This window comes from Demequina sediminicola, from assembly GCF_000975055.1.
GTDB classification, from domain to species: Bacteria; Actinomycetota; Actinomycetes; order Actinomycetales; family Demequinaceae; genus Demequina; species Demequina sediminicola.
The window spans coordinates 557,075-571,594 of record NZ_BBRB01000001.1; the positions used below are offsets into that span (position 1 = coordinate 557,075).

General features: G+C 63.7%; 18 protein-coding genes. 5 read left to right on the forward strand and 13 right to left on the reverse strand.

Translation table 11 applies throughout. From position 1 onward, the window contains the following. Nucleotides 1–5: 5 nt before the first annotated feature. The 6 genes from ccsB to AOP79_RS02635 are packed head-to-tail and all read right to left on the reverse strand — an operon-like array spanning nucleotide 6 to nucleotide 4,907. Nucleotides 6–974 (reverse strand): c-type cytochrome biogenesis protein CcsB, encoded by a 969-nt coding sequence (gene ccsB, locus AOP79_RS02610; protein ID WP_062070139.1) that lies wholly within the window; start codon nucleotides 972–974, stop codon nucleotides 6–8. Then, entirely contained in the window at nucleotides 971–2,707 is a 1,737-nt protein-coding gene (resB, locus tag AOP79_RS02615) for a cytochrome c biogenesis protein ResB (RefSeq protein WP_062070141.1), read from the reverse strand. Before resB ends, ccsB begins: the two co-directional genes overlap by 4 nt. Continuing rightward, the gene (locus AOP79_RS02620; RefSeq protein WP_236683230.1) at nucleotides 2,707–3,465 is read right to left on the reverse strand and encodes a cytochrome c biogenesis CcdA family protein; all 759 of its coding nucleotides are present in this window, start codon (nucleotides 3,463–3,465) and stop codon (nucleotides 2,707–2,709) included. The genes resB and AOP79_RS02620 overlap by 1 nt, the downstream gene beginning before the upstream one ends. Further along, a complete protein-coding gene (locus AOP79_RS02625; RefSeq protein ID WP_062070143.1) occupies nucleotides 3,465–4,025 on the reverse strand; it encodes a TlpA family protein disulfide reductase in 561 nt (186 codons plus the stop codon). The genes AOP79_RS02620 and AOP79_RS02625 overlap by 1 nt, the downstream gene beginning before the upstream one ends. Then, nucleotides 4,022–4,642, reverse strand: coding sequence for a histidine phosphatase family protein (locus AOP79_RS02630; RefSeq protein ID WP_062070145.1), 621 nt, complete (start codon nucleotides 4,640–4,642; stop codon nucleotides 4,022–4,024). Before AOP79_RS02630 ends, AOP79_RS02625 begins: the two co-directional genes overlap by 4 nt. A 31-nt stretch (nucleotides 4,643–4,673) precedes the next feature. Beyond that, nucleotides 4,674–4,907: a glutaredoxin family protein gene (locus tag AOP79_RS02635; protein ID WP_062070147.1), complete on the reverse strand. Its 234-nt coding sequence runs from the start codon at nucleotides 4,905–4,907 to the stop codon at nucleotides 4,674–4,676. Between the two features lie 49 nt (nucleotides 4,908–4,956). On the opposite strand from AOP79_RS02635, the gene AOP79_RS02640 reads away from it, so the two are divergent. Beyond that, nucleotides 4,957–5,808, forward strand: coding sequence for an HAD family hydrolase (locus AOP79_RS02640; RefSeq protein ID WP_062070149.1), 852 nt, complete (start codon nucleotides 4,957–4,959; stop codon nucleotides 5,806–5,808). A 96-nt stretch (nucleotides 5,809–5,904) separates the two neighbouring features. Here AOP79_RS02640 and AOP79_RS02645 read toward each other — a convergent pair whose 3' ends face one another. The 3 genes from AOP79_RS02645 to AOP79_RS02655 form a co-directional block, all read right to left on the reverse strand. Next, the gene (locus AOP79_RS02645; RefSeq protein ID WP_062070156.1) at nucleotides 5,905–6,273 is read right to left on the reverse strand and encodes a hypothetical protein; all 369 of its coding nucleotides are present in this window, start codon (nucleotides 6,271–6,273) and stop codon (nucleotides 5,905–5,907) included. Nucleotides 6,274–6,275: 2 nt separating this feature from the next. Continuing rightward, nucleotides 6,276–6,515, reverse strand: coding sequence for a hypothetical protein (locus tag AOP79_RS02650; protein WP_152647967.1), 240 nt, complete (start codon nucleotides 6,513–6,515; stop codon nucleotides 6,276–6,278). A gap of 162 nt (nucleotides 6,516–6,677) precedes the next feature. Then, nucleotides 6,678–7,181 carry a hypothetical protein gene (locus tag AOP79_RS02655; RefSeq protein ID WP_062070161.1) on the reverse strand — a complete coding sequence of 168 codons (504 nt, stop codon included), beginning with the start codon at nucleotides 7,179–7,181 and terminating at the stop codon, nucleotides 6,678–6,680. Nucleotides 7,182–7,219: 38 nt separating this feature from the next. On the opposite strand from AOP79_RS02655, the gene AOP79_RS02660 reads away from it, so the two are divergent. After that, nucleotides 7,220–7,444, forward strand: a complete 225-nt coding sequence (locus AOP79_RS02660; protein WP_152647968.1) for a hypothetical protein — start codon at nucleotides 7,220–7,222, stop codon at nucleotides 7,442–7,444. Between the two features lie 274 nt (nucleotides 7,445–7,718). On the opposite strand, the gene AOP79_RS11520 is transcribed toward AOP79_RS02660, so the two are convergent. Together AOP79_RS11520 and AOP79_RS02665 are read right to left on the reverse strand one after the other, a co-directional pair. Further along, nucleotides 7,719–7,817, reverse strand: a complete 99-nt coding sequence (locus AOP79_RS11520; RefSeq protein WP_005504750.1) for a 30S ribosomal protein bS22 — start codon at nucleotides 7,815–7,817, stop codon at nucleotides 7,719–7,721. 68 nt (nucleotides 7,818–7,885) lie between these two features. After that, nucleotides 7,886–8,125, reverse strand: coding sequence for a helix-turn-helix domain-containing protein (locus AOP79_RS02665; protein WP_062070165.1), 240 nt, complete (start codon nucleotides 8,123–8,125; stop codon nucleotides 7,886–7,888). Between the two features lie 184 nt (nucleotides 8,126–8,309). Between AOP79_RS02665 and AOP79_RS02670 the strand changes: the two genes are divergently transcribed. The 3 genes from AOP79_RS02670 (at nucleotide 8,310) to AOP79_RS02680 (ending at nucleotide 11,558) form a co-directional block, all read left to right on the forward strand. Further along, nucleotides 8,310–9,689 (forward strand): TrkH family potassium uptake protein, encoded by a 1,380-nt coding sequence (locus AOP79_RS02670; protein WP_062070167.1) that lies wholly within the window; start codon nucleotides 8,310–8,312, stop codon nucleotides 9,687–9,689. Next, a complete protein-coding gene (locus tag AOP79_RS02675; RefSeq protein ID WP_062070169.1) occupies nucleotides 9,682–10,347 on the forward strand; it encodes a potassium channel family protein in 666 nt (221 codons plus the stop codon). The genes AOP79_RS02670 and AOP79_RS02675 overlap by 8 nt, the downstream gene beginning before the upstream one ends. Before the next feature lie 92 nt (nucleotides 10,348–10,439). After that, a complete protein-coding gene (locus AOP79_RS02680; protein ID WP_161794212.1) occupies nucleotides 10,440–11,558 on the forward strand; it encodes a glycosyltransferase in 1,119 nt (372 codons plus the stop codon). Nucleotides 11,559–11,572: 14 nt separating this feature from the next. On the opposite strand, the gene AOP79_RS02685 is transcribed toward AOP79_RS02680, so the two are convergent. Continuing rightward, nucleotides 11,573–13,339: a glycosyltransferase gene (locus AOP79_RS02685; protein WP_062070174.1), complete on the reverse strand. Its 1,767-nt coding sequence runs from the start codon at nucleotides 13,337–13,339 to the stop codon at nucleotides 11,573–11,575. Further along, nucleotides 13,336–14,457 carry a glycosyltransferase gene (locus AOP79_RS02690; protein ID WP_062070176.1) on the reverse strand — a complete coding sequence of 374 codons (1,122 nt, stop codon included), beginning with the start codon at nucleotides 14,455–14,457 and terminating at the stop codon, nucleotides 13,336–13,338. Before AOP79_RS02690 ends, AOP79_RS02685 begins: the two co-directional genes overlap by 4 nt. Nucleotides 14,458–14,520 lie beyond the last annotated feature (63 nt).

A 14,520-nucleotide genomic window follows, 5' to 3' on the forward strand; every position in this document is an offset into this window, starting at 1 on the left:
GCGAACTACACCCCCGCGTACGAGTGCAGGCCCTGGAACACGAGGTTCACCACCGTGAAGTTCATGATGAGCGCAACGAAGCCAATCAACGCCAGGTACGCGCTGCGGCGTCCGGCCCAGCCTTGAGTGGTGCGGGCGTGCAGGTAGGCGGCGTAGATCACCCAGATGACGAAGGACCAGACCTCCTTGGGGTCCCACCCCCAGTAGCGGCCCCAGGCGTGCTCTGCCCACACCGCGCCAGCCATGACGGTGAAGGTCCACAGCACGAAACCCACGGCGTGCAGGCGGAATGCCAGCGCCTCGAGCTTGTCCGCAGGCGGCGTGGCCTCAAGCCACTTCCACCGTTGGAGCCATTGCGTGTCACTGTCGCGGTAGTCGCGGAACAGTTGCAGCACGGTTGCTACCGCACCCACGGTGAAGATTCCCGTCGCGATGATCGCGATCGAGACGTGAATAACAAGCCAGAAGCTCTGGAGCGCAGGCTGCAATCCGGTGGACTGTGCGTACAGCACGGTCAGGCCCAGTCCCAGGGCGATGGTCGCGAATCCTGTGACGCCGGGCGCCAGGTAGGACACGTCGCGCTTGCGTTGCACGATGAGGAACACCACAACAGCAACCCACGTACCGGTGATCGTGTATTCGTACATCGTTGACCACGGCACGTGTCCTGACTCGATACCGCGGGCCACGACGCCCACACCCTGCAAGATCGCACCAATGAGCGTGGTGGCTCGGGCGATGCCTCGCGCGCGGTCGTTCACCGTCACTGTGCCCGTTGAGGTCACGGTGGAGGTGGAACCGGCCGATGCCGTGGCTGAGTCGCCCTCAGAGGTGACCGCACCATCGGCTTGCTTCTTGGCGGCGACGCGTGCGTCGGCCACACGTGCCAGGTGTACGGCAGACGCCACCATCGCAATGGCGTACAGCGCAGTCGCACCCCAGAGTGCGAGCCAACTGAGTTCCTGGGCGGTCATGATTCCTCCGGGGATGGGGCTTCACTCGTCGGGCGGCCTAGGGCGGCCTCGATGATGCGGTCACGTTCTTCACGCACGCCTTGGTCGTGGGCCGGAGCCCACGCGGCAGCGGTCACCACTGTAGTCTTCTGCCCCGCGCCAGGGTTCAGGGGTGCCACGAACCAGAGCCGTCTGCGTGCACCAAACAGGCTCATCGACAGACCAATGAGGGAGCCGATCGATGCGGCTAGCAACCATGGCAGCGAGGGGTCGCGACGCAAGTCGAAGGCCGCGAATCGGGGCGTTGACTCCCACGTCACGGTGCCTAAGCCATCGGGCAGCGTGATGGTGTCACCCATTTCCATGCGGACCAGGAGCGGGTCTCCGTTGTCCCCACGCACAGGGCTGAGCTGAGACTCGTCAAGTTGGTAGACGTTCTGCGGCACACCGCTGTCCAGGCCAAGGTCACCGGTGTACGCCTGCAAGTAGATCACCGGGTTCGTCAACTGCGGGTGCCCCGAGATTGGGCCCGTCTCTGCCATCACTTCCGTGGGCAGCAAAGTGGCTTTGAAACCCAGTTGCTCGCCCTCGGAAACATCCGGAACCTTGAGCACCCCTGTCGAGGTGTACACGGTGTCTTGGGGTAGGAACGGCACCGCGCCTTCGAAGGCCACCTCGCCGTTCGAGTCCGTCACAGTAAAGCGCGGCGCATAGCCGTTGCCTTGAAGGTAGATCTTGGCGCCATCAACTTGGATAGGGCGGTTGACCTCGGCCTCGACTTCACGGCCCACAAAGCCGGGCTCGATGAGGGTGCCATGCGCGGTGAAGTTCTGCGGAGTGCCGTCCGCACTAAAAGTCGCGTCGAACTCATCCAGCGACAGGATCCAGGGATCCAACTGGTTCTCGTCAAACAGTGCGCCAGACTCGTACGAGTCGTATGCGACCACAGCATTCGTGAAGGAGTCGCCTTCTACGATGAGTGCCTGACCTCGGTACGTCAGCAACGACCCAGCAGCGACAGCCAACAAAATTCCGATCAACGACACGTGGAACAGCAAGTTGCCAAGTTCCCGAATGTGCCCCTTGTGGGCAGACAGCGCCAGCTCACGCTTCGCATCGTCTGTACGCCGAGGCCGCTCATCCACGCGCACCCGGTAGTCAACGAGCCAGCTCCACCACCGGGGGCGGCTCCACTTGCGCCCGCTCCGCTGAGCGTCGTCCTCCGACGCCGCCTCGGCTTCGGTCGCTGCCGACGTGGGAGTCTGGGACTTCTGCCACGACCAGGTGTCGGGTGTCAGCACAGAGCCGATGGACGCGATCGCCACGCGCGCGCCCTCGGGCGCGGGGAAGTCCTGGGGTTCGTAACGGTCGAGGCGGCTCGGTGCTTCCGCAACGGGCTCGTGCAGTTCCCGCCAATACACCCCGATCCGGGGAACGATGCAGCCAATCAGTGAAGCGAACAGCAGCAAGTAGATCGCGGTGAACCAGGCTGACCCAAAGACGTCAAGAAAGCCGGTGGCGTCCAGGAGCGGCCCCCAGAATGGGTTCGCATCAATGAACGCCTGCGTGTCCCCCGCGTTCTGTGGCCACTGCGGCAACACTGAGCCCGGAATGGCCGCAAGCGCCAACAGGATCAGCAGAATCAGTGCGACGCGCATCGACGTCACCTGGCGCCAGGTCCACCGCAGCCAGCCAGAGACACCTAGGCGTGGAACCTCGCGATACGCGTAGTTATCGATTTTCAGACGTGCCATTAGATTGCCACCCAGAATCCATCAATCCAGCCCTGCAGTTCCCCCGTCAGCGCCCCCCACAGGCCAGTGACCAGCATCACACCCAAAATCACCAGCATCGCTCCACCAAAGATCTGCAAGCCGCGCCGATGCTTGCGCAGCCAGGCAAGAACCTTGCCTGAGCGCTCAAACCACACGGCGAGGGCAAGAAACGGCAGACCGAGCCCCAAGCAGTACGCCACGGCCAAAAGCGCTCCGCGGCCCACCGTGCCTTCGGTGAGTCCGAGAGTGATCACCGCCGAGAGCGTCGGGCCAATGCACGGTGCCCAACCCAAACCAAAGACGATGCCCAACAGCGGCGCCCCCGCGAGCCCAGCCTTCGGGCTCACATGGAGGCGGCGTTCGTTCTGCAAGAACGGCACCGCACCCATGAACGCCAAACCCATCAAGATCACGAGGACACCGAGGACGCGCGTGATGATGTCGATCTGCGCCTCGAAGGCAGCCCCCGCCGCAGACACCACAATCGCCAGCGTCACAAAAACGGCAGAGAATCCAGCAATAAACAGCAGGACCCCCAACACCAAGCGAGGGCGAGACTTCTTGCCCCCAGCATCGGCTCCCGCCATCCCCGAGACATACCCCAGATAGCCAGGCACCAACGGCACCACGCACGGGGACGCGAAACTCACCAGGCCGGCAAGCATGGCGATGGGGATAGCAAGCAGGAGTGAACCCGACAAAACCGTCGAGGCAAACTCCGAACCGATGGACTGAATCACTCAGCAGCCCCATCGACGAGGGCACTCAACGTCGACGCCTCAACGCGCCCCACGACACGAGCCGCCACGCGGCCCTCAGGGTCCAAAATCAGGGTCGTCGGCACCGCGTTGATCGACACCAGCCCCTGCATCTGAGCTACAGCCTGACCACTCGCGTCGTCAATGCTCGGATACTCCACATCAAAGGTGCGTTCGAAGGCTTGAGCCGTCGCGGCATCGTCCCGGCTGTTCACACCGATCAACTGCACGTCGTCACGAGCGTCCAACTCCACCAACTCAGGCGCCTCCGCACGGCACGGCGGGCACGAGGCGTACCACGTGTTCACCAGCACCACTTGGCCCGCATAGTCGGCAGTGTCGACCTCATTGCCGTCATAGTCGGTGCCCATCAAATGCAGCGGCTCACTACGTGCATCCTTGTCCCACTCCGTGACAGTGCCATCCCCCGACACATAGCCAGGCGATTCCGCGATATCACCAGGAGCACAAGCGGCCAGCCACAACACCACCGCAAGAATGATCGCGCCCAGCACCACCAGGCGGGCACTGCGCTTCACTTGGGCACCTCAATGTGCGCCGCGGGCTCCCGGTATGTCATCGACACAGGGATTCCGTCCTCCATGGTGAAGCTCGTCAACGACGCCAAACCACACTCGCGCGAACGCGGGTCATGGAACATCGACCGGCCCTCAAACGAGCACCGCGTCACCCAAATCGGCAACTGGTGGCTCACCATGACGGTGTCAGAGTCGGGATTCGCCTCAGCGGCATCGCGCACCGCAGACCACATTCGCGCCTGCTGCTCCTTGTACGGCTCACCCCACGACGGCTTCCACGGATTACGCAGCTTCCACCAGTCACGCGGGTGCATAAAGTCGCGAGCGCCACGAGTGAGGACCCGGCCAGCGAACTCATTGCCCGCTTCAATGATGCGTTCCTCAGTAGCGATGTCCAGGTCAAAAGCCTTCGCGATGGGCGCAGCAGTCTCCTGAGCACGCTGCAGTGGCGATGCAATGATGCGCCCCACGGGAACCTCACGCGCGACCAAATCATCGGCCACCGCCTGTGCCATCGCCTGACCGGCATCGGACAGACGGAACTGCGGGAGGCGGCCATACAGAACCTTGTCCGGATTGTGGACATGGCCGTGGCGAAGCAAATGGACTACAGGCATGCGCCCTATTGTCACCCAAACCGGACAGATGCTATAACGCGCGCTTCAATCGCTCTGCGTCAATGCGCCAAAACCCCACGACCTCGCCGTCAACTGCCACCACAGGAATCTGCTCACCATACGCGGACGTCAATGCGGCATCGGCCGAGATGTCGACCTCATCCCATACAACCTTGCGTTGTGCACACACGGAACGGACCGTCGCGCGCGCATCGTCACACAAGTGACAGCCTGGACGTGAATACAAGATGACGCGTGGAGCCATATCCCCAGGGTACGTTCAGCAGCGAGCACAAGGTCGCTAGAGTGGGACGGTGACGTCCGACTCCCCCTCTCAGGACTCCCGTGCCGCGGCATTTTTTGATGTCGACAACACGGTGATTCGTGGAGCCACGTCCTACCACCTCGCACGCGGCCTTCAGCGCCACGGATTCTTCCGCGCACATGACGTACTCCGGTTTGCCTGGGAACAAACCCGCTACGTTCTGTTGGGCGAAAACCGCGACCAAATCAATAGCCTGCGCGAAGAAGCCCTCTCGATCATCAAGGGCTGGACCGTTGCCGAAATGGTGGCAGTCGCCGAAGAGGTCTACGACGAAGTTCTGGTGTCACGCATCTTTCCCGGCACGCGGGCGCTCATCGACGAGCACCTGAGCGCCGGCCGTGAAGTGTGGTTCATCACCACGGCACCGCAAGAAGTCGGCACCATCATCGCCAAGCGCCTCGGAGCAACCGGCGCACAGGGATCACAAGCCGAACACGTGGACGGCCACTACACCGGCCGCCTCAAAGGCGAGATGCTTCATCGCGAGGCCAAAGCCACCGCTGTACACGCTCTTGCCGAGGAGCGCGGATTCGATCTCAGCAAGAGTTACGCGTACGGCGACTCCATCAACGACGGGCCGATGCTGGAATCGGTGGGCAACCCCTGCGCCATCAACCCGGACAGCAAACTGCGCAACCTGGCCTCGCAACGCGGTTGGGAAGTCAAGGAGTTCCGCAAGCGCCGCAAGAATGGACGCCAGGGCTTGATGCGGGCTTCAGCGGCCGGTGCAGTGTGGGCGACCGTTGCCGTGGGGCGCGGCGTGAAGGCTACGCTGAAGGGCGCCCTAGGGCGTTCCGAGAAGAAGGCGTCGGTTCACGACGACCAAGCGACGCACCTCTAGCCGCACGCCTCCTCGCCGCGCCACTCACGCGCCACCGCCGCTCCCGCCTGAGTAGGCACTGGCGGTCACTTTTGCGCGGAATGTAGCACTCAGTGCCTACTGAGGCGTGCGGCCGTCGCTATGGGGTGAGGGGCCACGGCCATCCGGCGGGACGTCGCGCTCAGCCCAGGGGTCCACGGCATCGGCCGACCACGCATCCAAGCGCCCTCGACGCTGCATCACATCGAGCCGCGTCTCACCACGCGCCTCGGGCTCTGGATCCGGGTCCACGGCGGGCTGGACATTGCGCACTAGGCGCCAGATCACGGCCAGGTAAATGATCGTGAACGGCAAACGCAAAATGAAGTACTGGGCGTTCGCTGTGTTGTGGCCACTGGACTGGACATTGAGGGTGAACACAATCCAGTCCGCCACGATCACAAACCCCATCACGGCCATCACAATGACCCAGAACCACCGCTTCATCGCTACCCCTCTGGCGCAAACTGGTGGCGGTTGCGTCCCGCCGCCCACCACAGCGCTTGACCCAGTATCACGACCGCCACCAACATACTTGTGGCGCCAATTGTGCCGCTGGCCAATGACTCTAGTGGGACACCGCGGCTCGTTGCCCACAACGTGACAGCCGCACTCGCAGAGAGCCAGGGGATCGCGATGAACGTCACGGTGTCCACGATCGCCATACCGGCCACGTCTGCGCGGCTCAAGCCCAAGAGGCGGTAGATGGCTCGGTCTCGCCGCCCTCGTAGGTCCGTAGCGCGGCAACGGACGCGAGCGCGAGCATCGCTACGGGGGCAACAAGGGCGGCGATGAGCAGGCCCATCGTGGCAAGGTACGCCGAGCGGCTCCGCGCCGCCGAACCGCGTCGGTTAAAACGTGAGTACATAGTCTTCTGTTGGATACAGGCGCTCGGCACTCATTTGCACGCAGTTCAACACGACCTCCATGGTGAGGCCCTGATCAGCGCCGGCGAGCAATAGTTCTCGATGGTTATGGATTCCCTCGCGGTCGACGACGATTCCCGTGTCCGCGACACACTCTTCGGTCGCGGCCAACAGCGCGGCATCGGTGTTGTACTCGCCCCAAGAGGCCATCGCCAGCTCTATCTCCCCGAGAGAATCGTTAAAGCACGCCTCGTAAGCGGCGTTTCCATCCGCATCGGACATCCCTTCCCAGGAGACGTCGTATGTCCACCGGAAGCCGTCCACACGATTGCGCACCGGTTCGCTATGCGTCAGGCCAGCATCTGTAAGACAGGCCAAACCGCGTCGATGCGCCTCGTCATACTCGGCGAGTGTAACCTCACCATCGCTCAGGGCATCGGCTTGAAAGTCGTGTCCCTTGCCTTCGGCCTCGGACGCGAGCTGCTCCATGCTGGGGGGGTTGAAGGTACCCGCCTCCCCAGACGATGATGAGCAAGCGGCAAGCGAGATCACTAGAAGCGGCACAGTACCGAGACGCATCAACGCGGTTGCGAGCATTTTTCTGTCTACCTCTCGGCGAGATCGATGACGGCTTGGTCACCGTGAACACGCAGTACGACTGCTTGACGCCCCGCAACCCCCTCGACCAACAAGCGCTGCTGGTAAACCAGCCGTCGCTCGTGGTCCTGGCGACAGGCTACTACAAGAACTGACAGCCGGTATGTAAGTTACAGCGGCACCCAGCCCGAGCACTGCCGTGAGCCCAAAATTCGTGACCTCAGAGCGTGCGCCAGCCCTCAGCCACCGGGCCTTCGCCCGGCGAACCGGTCGCGGGCTTCACACACACCTATGTCGCAACGCGGTCTCACCACATGGCGGAGGCCTGCCCCCTGTGCAGGCAGCGTCAAGACCCTCAGACATGACAAAGCCCGCGCCACCATCAGGTGACACGGGCTTTCTCTGTGTCCGGCGTTGGGCCGGACCGTACTACTTCTTGTTGCGACGCTGGTGGCGAGTCTTACGAAGCAGCTTGCGGTGCTTCTTCTTCGACATACGCTTGCGGCGCTTCTTGATGACGGATCCCACGGAACCTACCTCGAATCGATCAGTGTGCTTTCGGCGTCCAGTACGCGCTGGACGCGACAGACAAGGGTTTATCCTACCGTGCCTGAGCGGCGGTCGTCGTCCGCGATGTCGTAGCCCCCTGCGAAACCGGCTTCTTCCATGAACTTATCCACCGCTGCACGGGGCACGCGATAGGAGCGTCCGAACTGAACAGCCGGGATTTCACCTGCATGTACCCACCGGTACACAGTCATCCGAGACACACGTAACAACTCGGCCACTTCGGCCACAGTCAGGAACGTTGTCCGGGAACCGCCGTTGTCTGCCATGAAGTCCTATTCTCCCTCGTCAACCCATCCGGCAGGTGTATCGGCCGAACCCTCCCTCTACTGTAGGGGCAGAAGTGACAGTTGTGAAGAGTGTGAAAGATGCCGATGATGAGGGTGACGGGAAAACAGCCGTCGCGGTAAGTTCATCAAGTGCCCATTTTCCGGGGCACTCGTGAGGAGATGCATGGAATCGCTGCGCGAGGCCTCGTTGCGCAAAAGGTGGGCTGAATGGTTCGGCCACGCCGCACTTCGCTCTCCCTCCCGCCTCGCCCTCGCATCCTTCGGGCTCGTCATTTTCCTGTTCACAGCCCTCCTGTCGCTGCCAGCCGCGACCACCTCCGGCACACGCGCACCCTTCATCGACGCCTTGTTCACCGCAACATCGGCCGTGTGTGTGACCGGACTCGTCACCGTCGACACCGGCACCTACTGGTCCCCCTGGGGTTTGACCATCATCGCGACCGGAATCAAGGTCGGCGGGCTCGGCATCATGACGCTCGCCTCGATCATCGGTCTCGCCGTATCGCGGCGCCTAGGCCTCACTCAGCGCCTCCTCGCCGCGGAGGAAGCCCGTGCCACCGGCCTCGGCGACCTCCGCTCGATGCTGCGCACCGTGATGATCGTGTCGTTCTCCGTGGAGTTCATCATTGCCGCGGTGCTGTTCCCCCGCTACCTGATGCTCGACTACGGATTCTGGAAATCACTCGGCTACTCCGTGTTCTACGGCATCTCCGCATTCAACAACGCAGGGTTCACACCAGATCCGGTGGGCCTCTACCCGTACTCGCATGACTTCTGGATCCTCGTACCGATCGGACTCGGTGTCTTCATTGGTGGACTGGGCTATCCGGTCTACCTGAACCTGATCCGCCACTGGCGACGCCCCCGCACCTGGTCACTCCACACCAAGCTCACGCTGGTCATGGTCAGCGCACTCGCAGTGATCTCCGCAGGCCTGCTCGCTATCTTTGAATGGTCGAACCCCAAGACGTTGGGTGACCACAGCGCCGCTGAGACCGCGGGCAACCTGTTCTTCCAGTCGATCAATCAACGCTCAGGCGGTTTCGCGTCCTTTGACATCGGCGATGCCCGTGAACAGACGTGGCTCCTCGAGGACGTCTTGATGTTCATTGGCGGCGGCTCTGGATCAACTGCAGGCGGTATCCGCGTCACCACCGTCGCGGTGCTGCTCCTCGCCATCGTGGCCGAGGCGCGTGGACGCCGCGACATGGAAGCGTTTGGCAAGCGCATCGGCACCGAGGTGCTGCGCGGAGCAGTGGCAATCACGATGATCGGAATCGCCGTGGTGATCATCGGTACCGGCATCTTCATGGCGCAGACGGACATCCCGCTGGACCGGTCGCTGTACGAGGTGATCTCGGCATACGCGACATGCGGATTGTCGACGGGCATCACCGCAGACTTGCCCGACGATGCCAAAACGACGCTCATTGTGCTCATGTATGTGGGGCGTGTGGGATCCATGACCATGGCGGCAGCGCTAGCGTTGAACAAGCACCGCCGCGTTATTCGCTACCCGTCAGAAAGGCCGATCATTGGCTAGCAACGATTCCACCGCGTCAGGCGTCCTCGTCATTGGCCTGGGCCGGTTCGGCTCTGCCCTGGCGGACAACTTGGATGCCATGGATGTTGAGGTGTTGGCGATTGAACGCGATCCCGACCTTGTGGAGCGCTTCGCAAAGCGCATCCCCGTGGTGGAAGCCGATGCCGCTGACCCCCGCGCACTCGAACAGATCGGCGCCAAGGAGTTCTCGGCGGCTGTGGTGGGTGTCGGTACCAGCCTTGAAGCTTCCGTGCTGATCACGGGAAACCTCGTGGACATCGGCATGCCGGAGATCTGGGCCAAGGCCATCTCCGACGAGCACGCTCGCATCCTGCGCCGCATCGGCGCCCACCACATCGTGCTCCCCGAGTCCGATGCTGGCGTTCGCGTTGCCCACTCCGTCGGCGGCCGCATGCTGGACTACATCGAGATCGACGAGGGCTTCACGATTGTGAAGATGAGCCCTCCCAAGGAGACGCACAACTTCACGCTCCGTGAGCTCAACCTGCGGGAGCGCTACGGCATTCAGGTGATTGGTGTCATGAGCCCCGGCGAGGACTTTGAGTACGGCTCCAAAGAGACCGTGATCCACGCCAACGACCTCCTCGTCATCGGTGGAAACGGTGACCTCGTGGAACGGTTCGCGCAGCGGCCGTGAGCGGCGCCAACCTGAAGGGTCGCGTCCGGGCCATCCAATACGGTGCAGGCCCGCGCCTCAACCGTGTCATCGAGACCATCCGATGGCGGCCCATGAGGCGACGAGCGCGCACCGCAGCATCCCCGTGGGCCGGTGTTCCTGTCAGCGACGCTCAGCATCGGCTCCTGATTGCCCCGGCAAACTTTGCTGGCCAAGGTGCCGCGTGGGCGCACGCGCTGAACAGTCGGCACCCCAACGTCGCAGCAGAAACGTGGACACACACCGCCGGGAGTGGCTTTGCGTTTCCGAGTACCCACACGAGCCCGCGGGACATTGCGGGCCTGCCCGCCGCGTGGCATCGGCGCGTCTTTGATGATGTGGCCACCCACTTCACACATGTGGTGATGGAATCGGGGCGGCCGCTCTTTGGTCCGCTCTTGGGCTTCGATCCGTTGGCAGAGGCACGAGCGCTCGCTGACAGGGGCGTCACGGTGGCGATGCTGTGGCACGGGACGGATATCCGTCAGCCGAGCATTGATGCACCAGCGAACCCGCACTCCCCGTTCCATGACACGAGCCGCCGCGGCCACATCGCCGCACTGCAAGCTCGCGCACGCCGCAACCATGCACTGGCGGAGGCGTGGGAGGGCCCGCAACTGTTCACCACCCCTGACTTGGCCGCGCATGTGCCGCATGGCACGTGGGTCCCCGTCGTGGTTGATCCCGCACCGTGGACTGCGCTGACGCCGGCAGCGTGTGAACGGCCCTTGCGCGTGCTGCATTTGCCGTCAAATCCGTGGATTAAAGGCACCCATGATCTGGGCATCGCGGTTGAGTCCCTTGACCCGGAACGTGTCTCGTGGCTGACGCCTGGTCGCATGGACGCCTCAGAGGTGCCCGCTGCGGTGGAGAGGGCCGATGTTGTCGCGGACCAGTTCCGCCTGAACCTGTACGGCGTGGCGGCCGTTGAGGCGATGTTCGCCGGACGTGCGGTCGTGGCGCTCGCTGGGGAACCATTGCGCGACGCGGTGCGGCGTGAGACTGGGGAAGAGCTCCCGATCGCGGCCACCACCCCAGCAGAGCTCGCAGACCGTCTCCACGAGTGGAGTGACGTCCCCGCGGCACCTCGTGAACTCGCCGCGCGTGCACGTGACTATGCGTTGCGTTGGCACGACGGGAAAGAGACCGCACGGCGACTCAGTCAAGCATTGGGGTTCGCACCGTCTAGGTGACAGTTGCGCACCTTCTAGGTGACAGTGGGGGTTCCGTCAGCTGGTCCGGTTCCCAAGTCGCGTAGCCACTGCTCGAGGCGAGCGAGGTCGACCACTGTCGCGCCGCAGGTGTCCGCCACCGCGAGCGCGAGCGGCACACTTTCCTCGCCTGCCGCGACAACAAGTGCGGGCGCTCGGCCCGCAAGCGCCGCGGAAACCTTGTCGCTGACGGCGCTCTGCACTCCCGGATCGGCTGCCGCGGTCTCCGCGAGGACGGCGCGGCGCCCCGACCGCCGGCGCTTCCAGCCGCGTTCAATCCGCGCGATCCAGCGTTCCGCACCCACGGTGTAGCGCTCAACGGCCTTGGCGTTGCGTCCCACCAGCCGAGCCACACCTGACGCCACTGCGGCACCGGAACCTGGCAGAGCGTCCGCGAGCGCGGACTCCACGTGGATGCGGGTAACGGAGTTCCACGAGCGGGCGAGGTCGATCCCGTGTGCACCGGGGTCAAGCATTGCCATGGCGCTCGACCCGGTCACGCCCACCAGGGTGGGGACGCCGGCACGGACCAATTCGGGAACCACGTACCGCACTTCGTGTGAGGCGTCGTCGGTCACGGCCACCACAATGACGTGATCCGCGGTAGGAGCCGGGGGCACCGCGCGGAACGGGAAGCCCTCTGAGGCGCGCCGTACACGTTCACCAAAGGCCGTGACACCGAAGGCCGCCACGACATCGGCCCGTGCGGCCTCAGCGTCACGGTGGCGCGCGTCGATGTCCTGCCAGGCATCTGCCACGACGTTCGCGTCCGCGTCGAGCGGCACCAGGACCGCTTGCCCGTGGCGCGCTGGCGCACGGAGCGTCTCTTCTGGCCCGGCACATGCGGTGACGATGACCGGCAGCCCCGTCGCGACGGCTTCAACGACGGTGAGCCCAAACGTCTCGAACTGCGACAGATGCACCAGGACATCGTGTTGCCGCATGGTGTCCGCAACCTGGGAGGGCGTCAGCGGTCCTGGGAAGTCCACGACGTCGGAGATCCCTGCCTGAGCGATGCGTGCCCGCAGTGTCTCTTCCAGCGGCCCTGACCCCACGAGAGTGAGTCTCAGTGGGCGCTCAGGGGCACGCTGGTGGGCCTCAATGAACGCCTCAACGAGGGTGTGCACGCCCTTGCGTTCAATGAAGTTACCGACGTAAAGCCACCGGTCGAGTGCGCCGACGGGCTGATCCCGCAGGCGGAACACATCTGTATCCACGGGATTGCCGACGGCGGCCACGCGCTCACGTAGGTCGGGGAAACGGTCTCTCACCATCCGTGCGGTGTCTTCACCCACAACGAGGTGCTGGTCGGTCGCCTCAAGCATGTCCCGGTAGGCCTGTGCAGCGGTGGGGTGGGCAAGCAGGGTGGGCAAGTATGTCGCGTGTTCAATGGTGAGGAAGCGCTGGTGGGGTGCGACGAGAGAGGCCACGGCAGCACCCGACGGCATACCAACGTGGGCATGGATAACGTCCGCCGCTTCGAGGAGCGGCAACACGTGACGTGTGAGCTCCTCACGGTGTCGCGTGGCGGTCGCGGCGCGAGGCAGGGACGGCTCGTGGGCGACAGGCACGCGAACGAGCGTGCCCCAGTCATGCGCTTCAGTGACCACGGCGGCATCTGTTCCGGGTGCTACGTCGAGGCAGTGAACAATGGTGACGTCGTGAGCCGGCAACGCCATTGCTGCGGTCCACTGGCGCACAAAAACACCGGTGTACGGCCGCTCCTCGTCAGGAAACCAGGGAGTGACCACCACAAGCTTCATGAGTCACGGCCCAGCAACGTCACCATAGCCTCGGCCAAACGGACGCTTCCCTCAGCGTATTGAGGGGCGTTCGCGACCCAATCGACCGCGTTGTGAATACAAGTTTCGTGCGCATCCGGAGCGGCCTCCCAACTCTTCAGCGCTGCCACACTGCCCGCGATGTCGGTCACGACCACGCCCGCGCCCGCATCATTCACGATGCCGGCCTGCACGGGCAGGTCCGTTGCGACCACGGGAATGCCGTGAGCCAGGTACTCATAAATCTTGGACGGGGCAGCATCCCTAAAAGCCGGGGTGTCGTGCAACAGGCTGAAGCCAACCCAGGCCCCATCGGCCAATGCCCACGACGCATCAGGCCGCATTCGTCCGTGGATCCTGACGCGACCATCGAGCGCGGCAACACGCTCATGAGCCAGGGGCGCATCCTGCGGGGCAACGGGCCCCACGAGGTCCAGTTCCCAGTGGGGACATTGCTCCACCACATCGAGCATGTCGAAGAGCCCACGGCTACGGCGGAGGTCACCAACATAGACGGCACGCGGTTGCGGGTCCCGGGTGGCAGGCGCAGGCAAGTTGGGCACGTTGCGCACCACCACACGGTCCGGCACCTCAGTCATCAAATGGATGTCTGCCACGACAGTCAGATCCGCGTTGGCCGCTGCCCGGTTCCCCAGACGCGCCAGAAGCGAACCACCCCAGCGAGCCACTCCCTTGGACCAGGTGCGGTCAGAGAGCACGGCCACATAGTCTTCGTGCACATCAGCCACAAAGCGCTTGCCCGATTTTCGGGCCACGCTCCGGCACATGAAGGCGCTCTCGGGATCCAGAGAGATGAGGACATCGCCGATGGCCTGACGGGCATACTCGCGCGCCAACGCCACCCGCTTCCACAAAGAAGGACGCGCGCGTGTCACGGCCCTAACCACGCCGTGGGGCGCGTCTTCCGCGTGACCCAGCGCAAGAACCTCGACGGTGAATCCCTGCTCGCGGAGAGCGGCAACGTGGCGGTGGAGACGCGCATCGGCGATGTCGTGTCCGGAGGTCACGATGCTGATGTCGGCAGACATCGGGGTCGCCGATGACTGCGGCGTGCCTGTCGCGTCACGCAGCTCAACCACCAACCCTTCCAGCGCTTGTTCCGAGGATACTCAACAGGCGGCGGCGCGGAGACAACACCAGCG

Bases quoted from the DNA above. Each gene is read 5' to 3' on its own strand.
- AOP79_RS02630 (WP_062070145.1), bottom strand. From the start codon at position 4,642: ATGCCTGTAGTCCATTTGCTTCGCCACGGCCATGTCCACAATCCGGAC.
- AOP79_RS02670 (WP_062070167.1), top strand. From the start codon at position 8,310: ATGGAATCGCTGCGCGAGGCCTCGTTGCGCAAAAGGTGGGCTGAATGG.
- AOP79_RS02635 (WP_062070147.1), bottom strand. From the start codon at position 4,907: ATGGCTCCACGCGTCATCTTGTATTCACGTCCAGGCTGTCACTTGTGT.
- AOP79_RS02660 (WP_152647968.1), top strand. From the start codon at position 7,220: ATGAGCAAGCGGCAAGCGAGATCACTAGAAGCGGCACAGTACCGAGAC.
- AOP79_RS02680 (WP_161794212.1), top strand. From the start codon at position 10,440: ATGAGGCGACGAGCGCGCACCGCAGCATCCCCGTGGGCCGGTGTTCCT.
- resB (WP_062070141.1), bottom strand. From the start codon at position 2,707: ATGGCACGTCTGAAAATCGATAACTACGCGTATCGCGAGGTTCCACGC.
- AOP79_RS02645 (WP_062070156.1), bottom strand. From the start codon at position 6,273: ATGAAGCGGTGGTTCTGGGTCATTGTGATGGCCGTGATGGGGTTTGTG.
- ccsB (WP_062070139.1), bottom strand. From the start codon at position 974: ATGACCGCCCAGGAACTCAGTTGGCTCGCACTCTGGGGTGCGACTGCG.
- AOP79_RS02685 (WP_062070174.1), bottom strand. From the start codon at position 13,339: ATGAAGCTTGTGGTGGTCACTCCCTGGTTTCCTGACGAGGAGCGGCCG.
- AOP79_RS02655 (WP_062070161.1), bottom strand. From the start codon at position 7,181: ATGGAGCAGCTCGCGTCCGAGGCCGAAGGCAAGGGACACGACTTTCAA.
- AOP79_RS02665 (WP_062070165.1), bottom strand. From the start codon at position 8,125: ATGGCAGACAACGGCGGTTCCCGGACAACGTTCCTGACTGTGGCCGAA.